The following is a 15,956-nucleotide window of genomic DNA, read 5'->3' on the forward strand; positions in this document are numbered from 1 at the left end:
TTGGAATACTCAGTGGAAAGTTTACAACGGCAGCTTCAGAACTTAAGACTGTCAGAGACATCAAAAGAATTACCGACTTTCTTAAGAAAAGCAGAGTCTCATTCGTGGACCTATCAAGAATTTTTACGTGAACTGCTTACGTACGAAGAAAAACGGCGTGAGGAAAAAACGATTGAAAAACATTTAAAGTGGGCGAAGTTTCCTTATCAAAAAACGCTAGGTGAGTTCGACATTCAAGAACTACCATCACTTAGCGAGAGACAATTGAGGCAGTTACAAGAACTAAATTGGTTGGAGGAGTCATTTAATCTAATATTTTTAGGTCCGCCAGGAGTGGGGAAAACGCATATAGCTATTGGTTTAGGGTTAGAAGCGATTTATAAAAGCCAACGTGTATCGTTCATCCCTATGGGTGAATTGGTTCCCTTATTAAAAACAGAAGAATTCCTACGGAAATCACAACTTAAAATGAAACGCATTAGAGAGGCTGACCTGGTTATAATAGACGACCTTATGTACATGGCTATGGATCAAAACGAAGCCAATTTATTTTTTCATCTTATTAATCATCTGTATGAACGAAGTTCTATCATACTCACATCTAATAAAGGACCAGAAGAATGGGGAGGATTACTAGGCGATCAGGGTATCACGACCGCAATTTTAGATCGCCTTCTTCACCGTGCTGAAGTAGTACATTTTGATGGAGCAAGTCATAGGATTAAATATCGTCAATCTGTCTTTCAAGCTAAAAGTGTTCAAAATTAATGAGCAAAAAGTGTTCAAAACTACTTGACGGTTACAACTTGTTATTTTAAATGCAATTCCATATGCAATTTCAACAACAAAACCCCTATAAATACTATTATAGCAATAAAAAAAAGAACACCAAATTCAGTTGCAATTTGATGTTCATATTTGCGTGTATTTTCACATTTTGTACTCTGGAAGTAAGTACTTATCTATAAAACGGCTCCTGTTTATAACATGGGGTGTTTATTGCTTATAGATTATTTGCAACTCAAGATAATCAGTTCTTGACCCATTTGCGCCCTTATAATCGTTAAAGAATGAATCATGCGGATCAATCACTTCTCCTTTGTTGAAGACGCCTTTTTCCATATGCATGGCAGCAATCACATCTTATTGCTGGCTACTTAAAAAATGAGATGAGCAATTAAAGCGATAATTGGCAGAGAGATTAAAGTTCTTTGAATAAATATAACGAATAAATGTCCGATATGGACCGGTATTTTTGAAATAATAAGTAATGTACCCATTTCTGTTAAGTAGATGATTTGAACTAATGATAGAGCCCCGATTACAAATCTGGTCATTTCCGTTTCAATTCCGGATGCTAAGATCGCTGGCATAAACATGTCAATAAAGCCTACGATAGTCGAAGGAGCAGCGGCTTGAGCTTCAGGAATTTGCAAAAGGTTTAAAATAGGAATCATCGGCTGAGAAATAATTGTAAAAAATGGTGTATATTCCGCTATAATAAGCGCGATCGTACCAATTGCCATCACTTGCGGTATTAATACGAACGCTATACCCATAAATATTTCATTTCCTTGTTTAACTTGGTCTTTTAAAGATCCGGATTTTTCCGCCCGACTGACAGCTTGACGAAGCGCCCATTTCATTTTGGAAATATTCTCAGGCACATCTTCTTGAATGCTGCTTTGTGTATAATACGTATCCGAAACTTTTGATAATGGAGGTATTCTTGGGATGACAATAGCACAGACAATTCCGGAAATGATGACGGTTAAATAAAAAACAGGAAACAAATGATCTACTTCGAGCGCTCTAGCGATAACGAGACAGAATGGTAATGACACAGTAGAAAATCCGGTTGCAATCGCGGCTGCCTCTCGGCCTGTGTAATAACCTTTCACATATTGTTCCCGTGTTAGAACAACACCGACATTCACGTTACCAATCCAGGAGGACAGCAAATCAATTGCGGAACGTCCTGGCAATGTGAATAGCGGTCTAATGACGGTTCGAAGCAATGTTCCGGTAAACTCCATAATTCCAAAGTTAATTAAGTAAGGCATTAAAAAGGAAGCAACAAAAAACCAAACAATCAATGTAGTAAGCAACCCGAACATAACTCCACCGGTGATTTCAGAGTTTACTAGACTCCATCCAAATTGATGAAATGTCATTAAAGCGAACACTGTTCCTACAGTTCTTGTAATAGTCCAAAAGATGGAAACGTGAAAAATAGATTTTAAAGATTCGGATTTCATAACAAAAGCGGGTTTGAAGATGAGTGATATAAATGTTAATAGAGTTGATATGACCATTGTATAGGTAACGATAAAAGGTAAGTAATTTTCTAACAGGTCAATGAAGAATTCCGTAATAATACCTAGTGGAATATTAAATGTCGTACCATCGTAAATTGGCAATAAAAAGATGATTCCACCGAATAACGAAGGAAGTATAAATCTCCATAAACTTTTTCTGTTTAATGACTTATTATTTTCATCTCCAGATTGTGTATTATGCTTCATTGGATGTCCTCCTTTATCAATTTTTAAATAGCAATTCTATTACGTTTTTATTGGAATATTTAAAGAGGGAATAATTCCCAAACTTTACTATTTAATCACAAATGATAAACTATGAATATAATTTTGTAAATAAAAAAATGAAAATGTAGTAGGAAAAGGAGCAACTTAAGATATGATTTATCACCTGCTTGTAGAACGCCTCGGGAAGGCTAAAGTGAGTAATAACGAAACTGTACGTGAACGCCATAGCCATGATGAGTCACCACATCAACCAGTCAAGCCGGACGTTGTTTGTTTTCCTTCATGTCGCGAAGATGTTGAAACGATTATGGAAATTGCTCGTTCGAAAAAAATCCCTGTAACCCCATTTGGAATTGGATCAGGATTGGAAGGTCAGGCAATTCCTCTTCGAAAGGGGATCTCGATTAGTTTTGAACAAATGAATCAGGTCGTCGATTTCTCACCTGAAGATATGACGGTTATCGTTGAACCGGGAATAACACGAACGGCATTGAATAAGATCATCAATAGGCATGGCCTTATGTTTCCAATTGATCCAGGAGCGGAAGCAACAATCGGGGGAATGGCTGCGACGAATGCAAGTGGCACTACTGCCGTTCGTTATGGATCCATGCGGGAGCAAATATTGGACTTAGAGGTCGTTTTAGCAGATGGAGCGGTTATACATACTGGAAGCCGAGCAAAAAAGTCATCTTCAGGCTATCATTTAACCGGTTTATTCACTGGCTCAGAGGGTACGCTTGGAATCATTACGAAAATAACGTTGCGATTGCATGGCATTCCCGAACAAACTGCTGTTGCAAGCTGTACATTTTCCGATATTAAGGACTGTGCGGAAGCTGCGCAGTTAATTTTACAAAGTGGTATTGATGTAATGCGAATGGAATTTGTCGATCAAGACAGTATTGAACAAGTTAATAAATATGGAAACTATCGATTTCCGGTTGCCCATTCTCTGTTTTTAGAATTAGCTGGTACGAATATAACAGTGGATGAAGAAATGGAACGTACAAGAGAACTAATGGAAGAGGTTGGTTGTTCCAATTGGAAGGTGGCAACTGATTCATCCGAAAAAAAAGAAATTTGGAAAGCAAGGCATGAGCTATCATATGCCTATACTCATACAAAAGGAATGAAGGATACAGGTGCGGATGTATGTGTACCTATTTCCCGTTTGCCAGATCTGATTGTTTTTGCTCGCAAATTGCTTGATGAAAGTGGTCTTATAGGCGGTGTTTTAGGTCATATCGGGGATGGGAACTTTCATACGATAGTTTTGTTCAATCCGGAGAAGCCTGGCGAGAGAGAAATAGCTGAAAAAACCAATGAAGAACTTACGTCGAAAGCGATCGAGGTCGGGGGTACGTGTACTGGTGAACACGGTGTAGGTCTCGGGAAAATGAAGTTTCAGGAAAGAGAACATGGAGCAGCATTATCCATAATGAAAAACATTAAAAAGATAATGGACCCCGAAGGACTATTAAACCCGGGTAAGATTTTTTACACGTAGTAATATAATGAGACCCTCTATCCCGACTAGACAAGCCGGTGTAGAGGGTGTTTTTAATTACTGGATTGAAGCGCAATTCTGCTTTTTTTTGGCAAGCGCGTTCTGTTTGCGTCCATGCGCTGATAAATATTGTTGGCAATAATCATGCTGCATACGAGAGTGACACCAATAAATTCATACATTGTAATACGGTGGCCTTGGATAAGCTGAATAATTAATGTCGTGACCGGTGCAAAATTAATAAACAGAATGGCATTGATCGGCTTTAATATACTGACGCCTTTATTCCAGCCAATAAGTGCGATCAACCCGGGTACAAAAATCATAAACAGCATATCGTAGCGAACGTGATATAGTACGGTCATTGTCGGTACTTCGATAAACCCCATCATGCTGCCAATTATAACGACTATGGAAGCAGTTAAAGTACCATACAAACAGCTTAAAGTTGAGTATCTTAAAACAGACCAACGCGGGAAATGTCCGCCTCCAATTGTATAGCACGCCCAACCTAGAGCTGCAAGTAGAAGCAAAAATAAAGGGAATAAACGATTTTCTCCAACCAGAAGGCCTAGATTCCCGTTGGAAACGACAAGGAAAACACCGATAAATGCGCCAATAATGGAAATTAAAGTAACCCATTTTGGGCTATTTTTATGAATGATCCACAAAACGAATACCGATAAAATAGGGGCAAGTGCCTCCATTATAGATGCCAAAAGAACACCTGGCTCCCCAAGCAAATCTTGGCCAACAAAAATTAATAAATTGTATACGACAAATCCCATTGTTCCGAAAAACCATAAAACGAGTCCGTTTCCTTCCAGTTTGAAAGCTTTTTTACCTTCCACTAGTAAGAGTGCAATGATTAGAATAAGGCTTACTGGTACATAGCGCACAATTGTAAACCAGAACGGGTCAATATATTGAAATGCATGATTCGCAACCGGAAACATCGCACCCCACGACGCGCTGGCGATTAAACAAAGCAATGCACCCCATAAAACATTTTTTTGCATCACGATCTTCCTCCAATAAATAATTATAAAGGAACGTTATCTACTTTCTATTTAACTACATATTTATCATCATGTAAAATGATTGTTAATGATATCATCCATCATTATTTGTGATACAATAAAAAATGAGTATAAGGGAGTGTTTTAATATGAATATGAAAGATCTGCTAATATTTGAAACGGTCGCGAATACAGGGAGCATTAGTGGGGCAGCTGAAAAACTGAATTATGTCCAATCCAATGTTACATCACGAATTCGGAAGCTGGAATCTGATTTAAATACAACGTTATTTCACCGTCATAAGCGTGGAGTAACTTTAACACCAGAAGGAAAAAAAGCAATTATCTATGCGCAAAAAATTGTTTCGTTAATGAATGAAATGAAAGTAGTGACAGGAAATAATAAAACGCCTTCCGGAAAACTGGATATCGCATCTGTAGAAACGGTTATTAAATTGCCGCTTATTTTATCAAAGTATAATAAGCAGTATACAGATGTCGACTTAACCCTTTCTACCGGTGTCACGGCCGAACTGAGGGATGCTGTTTTAAATTATCAAATTGATGGCGCCTTTGTTACGAAAAACCATAGTACGAATCATGCGGATTTGCGAGAAGTGGAAGTTTTTCAGGAAAAACTTGTTCTTATTTCTGACCAAACATCTACTAATATGGAAGATTTATTGGAAAAGCCAATTCTCGGTTTCAGTGATGGGTGCGGGTATCGGGCAAAGTTGAATGAATGGCTTACCGATCAGCAAATTACTCCGACCAAAGTGATGGAACTCGGTACACTGGAAACGACATTGGGCAGTGTTATTTCGGGTTTGGGGGTTGCTTATGTGCCGTATTCGGCAATCCAGCATTATGAAAAAACCGGCTTGATCCGTTGTCATGATTTGCCTGGAAAATATAGCGATATTACGACTATATTTATTTACCGAAAAGCTGATCATATCACGCCAGCATTAGGAAAGTTTATCGAAACGATTGAACAACACCGTGATGATGTCATATCTCCTTTTTTTAATATGGACGGGGTGAAGGAATAGAAGTTTTTGGTGATTGCTGAAGCGTCGGGTGCATGCCTGATGTGCACTTTTTAGTCATTGACGAGTGTTCCTTTACCATTCACGAGCGTTCCCGCGTCAAAGACGAGTGTTCCTCAACCGTTGACGAGCGTTCCTCCGTAAAAGATGAGTGTTCCTTTACCGATAACGAGCGTTCCTCCGTCAAAGACGGGCGTTCCTCTACCATTCACGGCTATTCCCAGGCTTTAGGACTTTAAAAATAGTGTAGCTTATTTGACGCTTCTTAATCAATTGCGATACACTTTCTCTTAGCCGTTATAGTTGCTTTTCAACTTTACGGCTTAATGAGCAATTACGGATGGAAAATGAATAAATTTACATGAAATGAAAATTGGATACAACCATTATTCATCATGAATGATACGTTACATTTCCAAAACAGACAAAACTACTTGAAAAGTAGAACAAGCTGTTCGTAAATCAATAAAAAGTATGGAATGAATAATGGAGGAATTTACTATGTCTTTAGGTTCACAGCAGATAAGGGATCGAGAAAAGGGCAGATTTTTATTATTAATTGGAATTTTATTATTTGCATCTAATCTGCGCGCTCCCTTAACATCTATTGGTTCATTAGTACCGATTATTCGTGATAGCTTAGAAGTAAGTAATACCGTTATTGGTTCGATTACGACATTACCGCTTCTCGCTTTTGCATTACTCTCTCCTTTTGCACCGAAAATAGCGAATCGTTTAGGGATGGAAAAGACAATTATTCTATCGTTAGTTGTCCTTGGAATAGGAATACTTATACGATCTATTGTCGGTGTCAGCACATTGTTTATCGGTACTGCTTTAATAGGTATAGCCATATCTTTCGGGAATGTGTTATTGCCTGGTTTTATTAAAATGAGTTTTCCTTTAAAGATTGGTATAATGACTGGTCTTTATGCAGTTTGCATGAATATTTTTGGAGCGTTAGCATCTGGGCTGAGTGTTTCATTATCAAATATTAACGGTTTTGGATGGCCAGGAGCATTAGGTGTATGGGTCGTTTTAGTAATTATTACCCTTTTTATTTGGTACCCTCAAATTAAAAAACCGGCCCAGCAGCCTAAATATGATGAAGACAGCTCAAGAAATAAAACAAATATGTGGACTTCTTTCACAGCTTGGCAAGTAACGATTTTTATGGGGTTACAGTCGCTTATGTATTATACGTGTTTGACGTGGATTGCAGATATTTTACAATTAAATGGCTATTCTTCAAGCGAGGCAGGATGGATGCTTTCCTTAATGTTATTCGCTATTATTCCAACAACTTTTTTTATACCGGTAATAGCGGATAAACTAAAGAACCAGATTTTTTTGGGAGGCGCCACAGGTACTGCATTTTTGCTCGGGATATTAGGATTACTAAGCGGTCATCCCGGTTTAAGTATTATAGCCATTATCGTATTGGGAATTGGATGCGGCAGTGGATTCAGTCTATCAATGATGTTTTTTACTTTGCGAACCAAAGACGGATATGACGCCTCAGAGCTTTCAGGTATGGCACAAGCTTTTGGTTATTTGCTAGCTGCACTTGGACCGGTTGTTTTTGGCGGATTGCACGATGTTACGGGAAGCTGGACTCCGCCATTACTGATGCTCGTATTTCTTTCGATCGTTATACTTATAGTTGGGATTCTTGCAGGCAGACGAACAATAATAAATGAATAAATGTTAAAATATTTAAAAAGGGCACAGGATGTATTCGATACATCTTTTGCTCTTTTTTGCAGTAAAAATGAAATTTTCTGGTAGCATCATCACATAAGTCCCGCATTATCAGAAATACTCCCCTAATCCAGACCAGAATTTTTTTAAGTTCCCCTTGTCTTTATAACCCACTGTTTGACAATAAAGACCTAATCGAATTACGCCTCCAGACCTAGTTGAAAATATAGCTTAGGCTCATTACGGAAAAATTTAATTACAAGTAACATAGAACTAGATCGAAACAAGGAAGGAGGCATTATCCGTGAAAAAATTCCTATTATTTATTGCGGGACTGATCGCACTGTTAATTTTGTTGGCAAATCTTGGACCGATGATTCTGCTTGGAGTTAGTGTGTGGCTGCTGTATATCATCTTCAAAAAGTTTTTAAAAAGCGATTCAACTACTGGCAAAGTTGGCTGGGTCATTATCGGATTGCTTGTATTAAGTGTGGCGCTATCGAATATTTATGCCGTTATAGGATTAGCGGCAATTTATGGGTTATACCTGATTATGAAAAATTGGAAAAACAGTCCATCTGAAGAAAAATCACCACAACATGATCCATTTCAAAATTTCGAGAAAGAGTGGGCTGAACTTAATAATTATTAATAATAGTGCATGTTTGAAAAGACGGATTAAAACGAGTATCGAAACGATTTTTACCGCACTTCTCGAACAACCTCGAATAACTTAAATAAGGAGAGATTTATTATGACAAACATATTCACACGTATTAAAGATTCTATTTCGGCAGATCTACATCATTTAATGGATGACAGAGAACAAAAAAACCCGATCAAAGCGTTAAATCAATACTTACGGGAAAGTGAACAGGAAAAAGAAAAGGTTAGAAAGCTCGTGGAAAGGCAGTACCGTCTAAAAGAAGAATTTTCGAAAGAATATTTCAAAGCCCAAGACCTAGCTGAAAAAAGACTAAGACAAGCAAATATTGCCCAAAAAGCCGGAGAAGAAGAAATGCATGCTTATGCAATGATAGAATACGAAGAATATCAGCTGCGTGCAGACCGAATGAAAGCATCACGCGAAGAAGCAATCGAACAGCTGGAAATAGTCGAACAAAAATATGAAAAAATGAAACACAAATTAAAAGATATGCATTTACGGCGTATGGAGCTGATGGGCCGGGAAAACATAGCCCGGGCGAATGGACAGATGAACCGGGTTATTGATGAAACAACGGATAAACCATATTCTCGCTTCCATGAGCTAGAACAATTTATTGAAAATCTGGAATACAAGGTAAACAGTTCATATTACCGTAATACATTTGATAGTAAAATGGACCGGCTTGAAAAGGAAATGAGGAAAAATAAACAGGAACAGGAAGAGATTAGTTAATTATTTGTCTCCTGCTACTAATGGTTGGCACTTGTGTCCCAGCCCCGTAAAAAGCATGGTATACTCATACAGACGCAATTGTTATGCGCGTCTGTTTTTCTTCTTTTTATAATAAAGGAAAAATGATAGAAATGCTTGTATAATGTAAGAGAAGGAGGTCCCACATGTTTAAGCGCATCGATACAGATTTAATTAATAACATTATAATAATAGGGGTTATCCTTTTCGTTGTTGAAATTACATTTTTTAATGGCGGCCTCATTTTTTCTGCATTATTTTCCGGGTTACTCATTTATATAGGTTGGAAAAATTATTCCCATTTATGGGGAAAAGTATGTTTTTGGATTGGGCTTATTAGTATTATCTTCAGTATATTAAATATGATGGCTATTCGTTTTTTTATTATAGTAGGGATTGTTTTTTTTCTATTGCATTATTTTAGGTCCAAAAATGAAAATGAACATATCACACCGGAATTACCGCTTCCGGGAGGTCAATCGGAAACCGGTGAAACGATATATAAAATTGATCCATTATTTGATAAAAACTTTTTTAGTGATCAAAAAACAAGCGACTCAGCCTATTCATGGCGGGATGTGAACATCCATGGTGCTTTTGGAGACCGGACGATCGATTTAAGCAATACGGTGCTGCCTAATGATACAGCCGTTATCTCTATCCGGCACTTTATTGGCAATATTGTTATATATGTTCCGTATGAAGTGGAAATTAGCATTCATCATAGCTCTATATTTGGTAAAGCTACTATTTTAAATCATGAACATCGTAAACTCTTAAACCAAACGCTATCCTATCAAACGAGCAAATATAATTCCAACAATCCGCGCGTAAAAATCATTACCTCCTTACTGTCCGGTGATATTGAGGTGAAGCGAATATGAAGATGATGATACGCTATGTTGTTGTTGGTATTGTATTTAGTGTTTTAGTTGCCTTATTGATGATCGGCACAACGCTGCTAGCATTCCCGCCGGATGACTGGGCTGATTTATTATCGAGGAAGCTGTTTGATGTATCCTACTATTGGCTCGCTGGAGGAATCCCCCTTGCCATTGGTGCAATCATCGGGATTTCGGTCGGTTGGTATTGGCGACAGCATTTACGGAAAATAGATCGGCAATTAAAAGAACTTGTCAAAGGTCAGACAGTTACCGGAATGGCGGAACAAGACATTGAATTGGAAAAGATAAATGAAAGTATCGAACAATTACAAGAAAAATGGAATAAACTGACGGAAATATCCCAAAAGCAAGCTTCGGAACGTGCACAGGAACGAGAAAAAAGTTTGCAGGAAGTTGTCGTTCAGGAACGAAATCGATTAGCACGTGAGCTTCATGATTCCGTCAGTCAGCAATTATTCGCCGCTTCCATGATGATGTCAGCCATTAATGAGGCGAATACAATGAAAGATGATGGGTTGAAAAATCAGTTATCCATGGTGGAAAAAATGATTCACCAATCCCAATTGGAAATGCGTGCATTGTTGCTTCACTTAAGGCCTGCAGCTCTAAAAGGTAAGTCGTTACAAGAAGGGATAGCGGAGTTATTAAACGAATTGTTGGAAAAAGTACCGATGGAAGTACAATCTAAACTGGAAACCTTCCCCATTGATATGGGGATTGAGGACCATTTATTTCGAATTGTTCAAGAATCCATTTCCAATACACTCCGGCATGCACAGGCGACATCACTTGAAGTGATGCTAATCGAACGGGATGGAATGATTATTTTACGTATCGTCGATAATGGGGTTGGATTTGATATGGAAGCTGTTCGTACAAGCTCTTATGGATTGGAAAATATGCAAGAACGTACGTATGAGGTTGGAGGGAACTTTAAAGCAATAAGTTTACCGAATCAAGGGACACGAATCGAAGTAAAAATACCAAAAGTAAAGAGTGGGGATGAACATAATGATTAAAGTGTTATTTGCTGATGATCATGAGATGGTACGAATTGGTGTGTCCGCATACCTTTCTTCCCAGCCGGATATTGAAGTCATCGCTGAAGCAAGTGATGGAGGAGAAGCGGTAGAAAAAGCATTAGTGCTCAAGCCGGATATTATATTAATGGATCTCGTAATGATTGAAATGGATGGAATTGAGGCGACGAAACAAATTATTGCATCATGGCCAGAAGCAAAGATTATTATTGTGACAAGTTTTATTGATGATGAAAAAGTATATCCGGCACTTGAAGCAGGTGCGACGAGCTATATGCTGAAAACATCAAAAGCTAGCGATATTGCCGAGGCTATCCGATCTACATATGATGGTCAATCGATTCTTGAGCCGGAAGTCACTGGGAAAATTATGACGAAAATGCGTAAACAACAAGAGCGTCATCTGCACGATACATTAACAGAACGTGAAATGGAAATATTACTATTAATAGCAGAAGGAAATAACAATAAAGATATAGCTGAACAATTATTTATTGCCCAGAAAACAGTTAAAGTACATGTAAGCAATATTTTGGGAAAACTGGAAGTGAAGGACCGGACACAAGCGGTTATTTATGCTTTCAAGCATGAATTAATGGAATCTTGAGTGACATTTTCATCTTAGAAATAAAAGCGAGGGATAATAATGAAGTTAAGCATATTGGATCAAGCACCTATTTCGACCGGAAAAACAGCTTATGACGCATTACAGTCCTCTGTAAAGTTAGCACAGCTCGGTGAAAGGCTTGGTTATACACGCTTTTGGATTGCGGAACATCATGATTTATTCGGTCTTGCGTGCCCTAACCCGGATGTCATGCTTGGTATTATTGGCGCGCAAACAAGCAGGATACGAATTGGAGCAGGAGCTGTTCTAATTCCATATTATAAACCGTTTCGCGTGGCAGAAACATACAATCTCCTTGCGACAATGTTTCCAAACAGAATTGATTTGGGACTTGGACGAGCACCGGGTGGATCTGCTGAAGTGTCCATGGCGCTTTCAGATAATTACTTAGAGCAAGTACGACTTTTTCCAAATAGCGTTGACGAACTATTACAATTCCTAAAGAGCACGTTTCCGAAAGATCATTTATATTCAAAAATAACTCCTACCCCTATCCCTCAAGAGCCACCACAGGTTTGGTTATTAGGAACGAGTGAAAAAAGTGCCGCTTTAGCTGCTGAAAAGGGCATGGCGTATGCATTTGGACATTTTATGTCAGGAGGAAATGGGCCGGAGATTGTCGAAAAGTACCGTCAATCATTTACAGAAAAAAGGCATCAAAAAGCCCCATACGTAATCGTAGCTGTATCTGTTATTTGTGCGGAAACAACGGAGGAAGCGAACGATCTTGCGATGAGTAACATCGTTTGGGCAGTGAAGCAGGATACGGGTGAGAGTGCAGCAGGCGTACCTTCAGTCAAAGAAGCGAAGGCATACCCACTTTCACCGGAAGCAGAAGAAAAGGTGCGTAAAATAAAACAAAACAGCATAATTGGAAATCCGGTTGAAGTAAAGAAAAGGCTTCATCAGATAAAAACTCAATATAAAGCAGATGAAATTATGGTCGTATCGATTATACATGACGAAATGATGAAGTTTCTTTCCTATCAACTGCTGGCAGATCAACTTTTGCGCTAACCTGGCCATGTAATAATGATTATTTAGTTGCGGCGATATGATCATCGTAAAAATGACTGACAAGGTTGTATAAAGACAGTAATTCATAAAGCAAAATTAATTTAGGCGGTAAAAGTGTTTCCGTATAAATATTATTTGAAGTCATGTCATCATCATGTGAAAATAAGTTCATTAGCATTTTCAACTGTTCAAGATGCGTTTCTGATTCATAGTTTGTATGTCTTTTCATGCTGAACGATAGTTTTTGAACGGCAGTTGAAATTATGGTATGCCCTTTTTCGGAAAAAGATATTTCAGTTAATGGTGTATTTAATAGATTTGATAGATGATAATGCATAAATCGCAAATGCTTGATTTTTTCCTGCATCTTATTAAATTCAGCTTCCTTGCTTCCAACAAATGGATGCAATTTAGCCTCATCTTTCTGAAACCGGATCAAGGTCTCTGTCCGGTGTATTTTTTTGTCCAGTTCATTGACCATCAGATTTAATCTTTCCTCGTTTTTATCCTTATACTCTAGCTTATGTATAAAAACACGTTGTATAGAATTTCCCATGGATTCGCAGATTTTATGTATATTTTCATTAATTTCTTTCGTGTAATCAGGTGGAAGAATAAGCAGATTGACAAAAGTGGAAACGACTAAACCGGTTGTCGTTGTCCCCAGTCGAATGAAAAAGGATAACAAGTAATTGCCATGAATAACCTCCACCATTGCAACAGACGTAAGTGTTGCTACGAGAAGTCCGGCATGTAATTTTAATTTAAAGCAAGTGACAATTGTAAATACGGCAGCAAGTGTGTATGTAAGTGGAGAATTCCCAAATAATGCAATAAAAAGTACGGCGTATGCCGAACCAATTGCTGATGCTGGAAAACGGATGATGCCTTTTTTTATTGAATCAGAAACAGTTGGTTCAAGTGTAACAATTGCGGTAATAACTGCAAATACCGGCGGCCAATTCAACAGTTCACAAATAAAAGCAGTTAAAAAAATGGCTACACCTGTTTTGACAACGCGGGTACCCGCAAATGGAAATCGTTTCATTACTTACTTCTCCTAAATCCCCAATGTAATGGGTTTATAATGTGAATGGTTGATTACAACCTTGTTTAACATACTTATTATAACAGTGTTCGTCTTTCATTTCATCGGTAAGCCGATTTGGTCGCCTTTTGTACCGTATATTGTTGTAAAATATGGCTTAGAGAAACGCAAGAATAGGCTAATCGGGTCATTATTCACTTCAAAATGACCAAAAATTCGTTCGATTTCAAGGATGTTTTAGAAAAAAATGTAAAATAGTAAGAGAAAAAGTCCTATTTGAAATACAATTGTAACATTATTAAAATACGCATGTCATTTTCAAATGTTATACTTCATATATTGAAAATTTAATAGAGAAATTTAATAGATTACATAGAAGCTTTGTTGAACATTCATATTTAGAAAGTTTGCTTACATAATATACGAGAATTTAACGGATCGAAAAAGCACTTGCAACATATAGAGATAATTTTTAAGCAGGGGAGCGGGAAATAAAAATGAAAAAAACAATAATGGCGATGGCTACGGTTACCGTAGTCGGACTTAGCGGTGTGTTTTTTACGGACACGATTCATGCAGCGGGTGATTTAAAGGAAATTAAAGACGAACGCTCGGAAATTAAAGAAAACCTGACTGATGCTGAATCGAAAATTGCTGATGTGCTAATTGACCTAAAAGAAATAAATGAAGAAATCAAACAGTCTGAAGCCTCTTTACAAGCCAATCAGGAAGCAACGGAAGACGTACAATCAGAAATGGACGAGTTAAATAAAGAAATTGATGTGCTAGAAGATGCCATTGAAGAGCGATTTGATATTTTGAAAGAGCGGGCAAAGTCGTATCAGAGAAGCGGTGGAAACATTGCGTACCTGGATGTAATTTTAGGATCAAGCAGCTTCGGTGAGTTTATCAGTCGTGTAAGTGCCGTCTCAAAGATTGCAGATTCGGATGCGGAATTGATTGAACAACAAGAAGCAGATAAAGCAGAAGTTGAGCAGAAATTATCTGAGCTAAACGATCTTAAAGAAGAATTAAAAGAGATGGAACAATTAATTTTAGAACAAAAAGAAGCAAATGAACAAAGGAAGAAAGAGTTAAAAGGAAAAGAAAAAGAGTTAAAACAATTGAAATCTAAATTACAAGTTAAAGATAAAAAGCTTGCTGCATTAGAATCGGAAATCTATGCAAGTATGCAACCTGCAAAAACTACTACGGCATCTAAAGGGTCTGGTGGATCGAGCAAGGCATCTGCACCCGACCGTTCAGTAACGGGCGGCGGAGCACTCGGTTGGCCTACACAAGGCGGATACATATCAAGTCATATGGGCACTCGTGGAGGCAGAATGCATAAAGGAATGGATATTGCGCGAACAGACCGTAGTACAAGCCCACCAATATTTGCGGCAGATGGTGGTACGGTTGCATCTGCAGGCCACTCTGGTGCTTATGGAAATAAAGTCGTTATTAACCATAATAATGGAATGAAAACAGTGTATGCACACTTGTCATCAATTAATGTAAGTGCCGGGCAAAGTGTTTCAAGAGGAACAAAGATTGGTATCATGGGTAGAACCGGAAGATCTACCGGAATCCATTTACACTTCGAAGTATATGTAAATGGCGCACTGCAAAATCCGGCAAAATACTTTTAATTAAAAACAAATGAGGCTAATCCTGAGATTTATCAGGGTTAGCCTTTTGCCTTTTTTACAAGATAAGAATGTATATAATTTTGTGCATAGCTGTCTAGCTTCGACGTACAGGATGTTCTAGTGCAGGCGGAGCCACAGGACGTGGCGTTCTAAGCCTGCTAGCCCAGAAACTAGGCGACTTCCTGCAGCGCCTTGCGATAAAGAAGACTTGCCGATGGCTTTAGCCAGAGACTTAGTCGCCCTTATGCCCTTGGGTGAAAGTCATCATCGATTCGGTAAGACAAATGAGGGCCAACTAAATACGGCCTCCCGCGCCAACGTTGGCATACCCCTTTTGCAGGGGCATGATTCCTTTATCTTAAGATGTTTATGGAATGTTCGATTAAAACCGCCACTTTGCGTGGCTACATCGAACCACCAG

15 protein-coding genes are annotated in these 15,956 nt (G+C 38.3%); 11 read left to right on the forward strand and 4 right to left on the reverse strand.

The annotated features are described in order from the left end of the window. Positions 1-768 carry an IS21-like element helper ATPase IstB gene (istB, locus tag ACLIBG_RS10535; RefSeq protein ID WP_439312719.1) on the forward strand — a complete coding sequence of 256 codons (768 nt, stop codon included), beginning with the start codon at positions 1-3 and terminating at the stop codon, positions 766-768. A gap of 228 nt (positions 769-996) precedes the next feature. Here istB and ACLIBG_RS10540 read toward each other — a convergent pair whose 3' ends face one another. Both ACLIBG_RS10540 and ACLIBG_RS10545 read right to left on the reverse strand, forming a co-directional pair. Beyond that, on the reverse strand, positions 997-1,128 hold the full coding sequence (locus tag ACLIBG_RS10540) for a hypothetical protein (RefSeq protein WP_439312720.1): 132 nt from the start codon (positions 1,126-1,128) through the stop codon (positions 997-999). 29 nt (positions 1,129-1,157) lie between these two features. Beyond that, the gene (locus tag ACLIBG_RS10545) at positions 1,158-2,525 is read right to left on the reverse strand and encodes a YjiH family protein (protein ID WP_439312721.1); all 1,368 of its coding nucleotides are present in this window, start codon (positions 2,523-2,525) and stop codon (positions 1,158-1,160) included. A 172-nt stretch (positions 2,526-2,697) separates the two neighbouring features. Here ACLIBG_RS10545 and ACLIBG_RS10550 point away from each other — a divergent pair, with 172 nt between their 5' ends. Further along, on the forward strand, positions 2,698-4,056 hold the full coding sequence (locus ACLIBG_RS10550; protein ID WP_439312722.1) for an FAD-binding oxidoreductase: 1,359 nt from the start codon (positions 2,698-2,700) through the stop codon (positions 4,054-4,056). A 53-nt stretch (positions 4,057-4,109) separates the two neighbouring features. Here ACLIBG_RS10550 and ACLIBG_RS10555 read toward each other — a convergent pair whose 3' ends face one another. Then, positions 4,110-5,075 carry a DMT family transporter gene (locus ACLIBG_RS10555; protein ID WP_439312744.1) on the reverse strand — a complete coding sequence of 322 codons (966 nt, stop codon included), beginning with the start codon at positions 5,073-5,075 and terminating at the stop codon, positions 4,110-4,112. 149 nt (positions 5,076-5,224) lie between these two features. On the opposite strand from ACLIBG_RS10555, the gene ACLIBG_RS10560 reads away from it, so the two are divergent. The 8 genes from ACLIBG_RS10560 to ACLIBG_RS10595 all read left to right on the forward strand — a co-directional run bounded on the left by ACLIBG_RS10560 (position 5,225) and on the right by ACLIBG_RS10595 (position 12,835). Next, on the forward strand, positions 5,225-6,127 hold the full coding sequence (locus tag ACLIBG_RS10560; RefSeq protein WP_439312723.1) for a LysR family transcriptional regulator: 903 nt from the start codon (positions 5,225-5,227) through the stop codon (positions 6,125-6,127). Positions 6,128-6,625: 498 nt separating this feature from the next. Further along, complete coding sequence (locus ACLIBG_RS10565) at positions 6,626-7,828, forward strand: CynX/NimT family MFS transporter (RefSeq protein WP_439312724.1); 1,203 nt, start codon at positions 6,626-6,628, stop codon at positions 7,826-7,828. A 301-nt stretch (positions 7,829-8,129) separates the two neighbouring features. Next, positions 8,130-8,477, forward strand: a complete 348-nt coding sequence (locus ACLIBG_RS10570) for a lmo0954 family membrane protein (protein ID WP_439312725.1) — start codon at positions 8,130-8,132, stop codon at positions 8,475-8,477. Between the two features lie 102 nt (positions 8,478-8,579). Beyond that, positions 8,580-9,227, forward strand: coding sequence for a PspA/IM30 family protein (locus ACLIBG_RS10575; protein ID WP_439312726.1), 648 nt, complete (start codon positions 8,580-8,582; stop codon positions 9,225-9,227). Positions 9,228-9,391: 164 nt separating this feature from the next. Next, positions 9,392-10,129 (forward strand): cell wall-active antibiotics response protein LiaF, encoded by a 738-nt coding sequence (gene liaF, locus ACLIBG_RS10580; protein WP_439312727.1) that lies wholly within the window; start codon positions 9,392-9,394, stop codon positions 10,127-10,129. Continuing rightward, on the forward strand, positions 10,126-11,169 hold the full coding sequence (locus ACLIBG_RS10585) for a sensor histidine kinase (RefSeq protein WP_439312728.1): 1,044 nt from the start codon (positions 10,126-10,128) through the stop codon (positions 11,167-11,169). Before liaF ends, ACLIBG_RS10585 begins: the two co-directional genes overlap by 4 nt. Then, positions 11,162-11,797 (forward strand): LuxR C-terminal-related transcriptional regulator, encoded by a 636-nt coding sequence (locus ACLIBG_RS10590; RefSeq protein WP_439312729.1) that lies wholly within the window; start codon positions 11,162-11,164, stop codon positions 11,795-11,797. The genes ACLIBG_RS10585 and ACLIBG_RS10590 overlap by 8 nt, the downstream gene beginning before the upstream one ends. Before the next feature lie 39 nt (positions 11,798-11,836). Further along, positions 11,837-12,835: an LLM class flavin-dependent oxidoreductase gene (locus ACLIBG_RS10595; RefSeq protein WP_439312730.1), complete on the forward strand. Its 999-nt coding sequence runs from the start codon at positions 11,837-11,839 to the stop codon at positions 12,833-12,835. Positions 12,836-12,854: 19 nt separating this feature from the next. Here ACLIBG_RS10595 and ACLIBG_RS10600 read toward each other — a convergent pair whose 3' ends face one another. Next, positions 12,855-13,883 (reverse strand): FUSC family protein, encoded by a 1,029-nt coding sequence (locus ACLIBG_RS10600; protein WP_439312731.1) that lies wholly within the window; start codon positions 13,881-13,883, stop codon positions 12,855-12,857. A gap of 497 nt (positions 13,884-14,380) precedes the next feature. Here ACLIBG_RS10600 and ACLIBG_RS10605 point away from each other — a divergent pair, with 497 nt between their 5' ends. After that, a complete protein-coding gene (locus ACLIBG_RS10605) occupies positions 14,381-15,535 on the forward strand; it encodes a murein hydrolase activator EnvC family protein (RefSeq protein ID WP_439312732.1) in 1,155 nt (384 codons plus the stop codon). The last annotated feature ends 421 nt before the right edge of the window (positions 15,536-15,956 follow it).

Origin of the sequence: Virgibacillus sp. W0181 (genome assembly GCF_051846915.1) — a bacterium.
Taxonomy (GTDB): Bacteria; Bacillota; Bacilli; order Bacillales; family Amphibacillaceae; genus JBPYCR01.

Excerpts from the sequence above, each read along its gene's own strand:
- ACLIBG_RS10540 (WP_439312720.1), bottom strand. The coding sequence starts at position 1,128 with ATGCATATGGAAAAAGGCGTCTTCAACAAAGGAGAAGTGATTGATCCG.
- ACLIBG_RS10545 (WP_439312721.1), bottom strand. The coding sequence starts at position 2,525 with ATGAAGCATAATACACAATCTGGAGATGAAAATAATAAGTCATTAAAC.
- ACLIBG_RS10550 (WP_439312722.1), top strand. The coding sequence starts at position 2,698 with ATGATTTATCACCTGCTTGTAGAACGCCTCGGGAAGGCTAAAGTGAGT.
- ACLIBG_RS10555 (WP_439312744.1), bottom strand. The coding sequence starts at position 5,075 with ATGCAAAAAAATGTTTTATGGGGTGCATTGCTTTGTTTAATCGCCAGC.
- ACLIBG_RS10560 (WP_439312723.1), top strand. The coding sequence starts at position 5,225 with ATGAATATGAAAGATCTGCTAATATTTGAAACGGTCGCGAATACAGGG.
- ACLIBG_RS10565 (WP_439312724.1), top strand. The coding sequence starts at position 6,626 with ATGTCTTTAGGTTCACAGCAGATAAGGGATCGAGAAAAGGGCAGATTT.
- ACLIBG_RS10575 (WP_439312726.1), top strand. The coding sequence starts at position 8,580 with ATGACAAACATATTCACACGTATTAAAGATTCTATTTCGGCAGATCTA.
- liaF (WP_439312727.1), top strand. The coding sequence starts at position 9,392 with ATGTTTAAGCGCATCGATACAGATTTAATTAATAACATTATAATAATA.
- ACLIBG_RS10585 (WP_439312728.1), top strand. The coding sequence starts at position 10,126 with ATGAAGATGATGATACGCTATGTTGTTGTTGGTATTGTATTTAGTGTT.
- ACLIBG_RS10590 (WP_439312729.1), top strand. The coding sequence starts at position 11,162 with ATGATTAAAGTGTTATTTGCTGATGATCATGAGATGGTACGAATTGGT.
- ACLIBG_RS10595 (WP_439312730.1), top strand. The coding sequence starts at position 11,837 with ATGAAGTTAAGCATATTGGATCAAGCACCTATTTCGACCGGAAAAACA.
- ACLIBG_RS10600 (WP_439312731.1), bottom strand. The coding sequence starts at position 13,883 with ATGAAACGATTTCCATTTGCGGGTACCCGCGTTGTCAAAACAGGTGTA.
- ACLIBG_RS10605 (WP_439312732.1), top strand. The coding sequence starts at position 14,381 with ATGAAAAAAACAATAATGGCGATGGCTACGGTTACCGTAGTCGGACTT.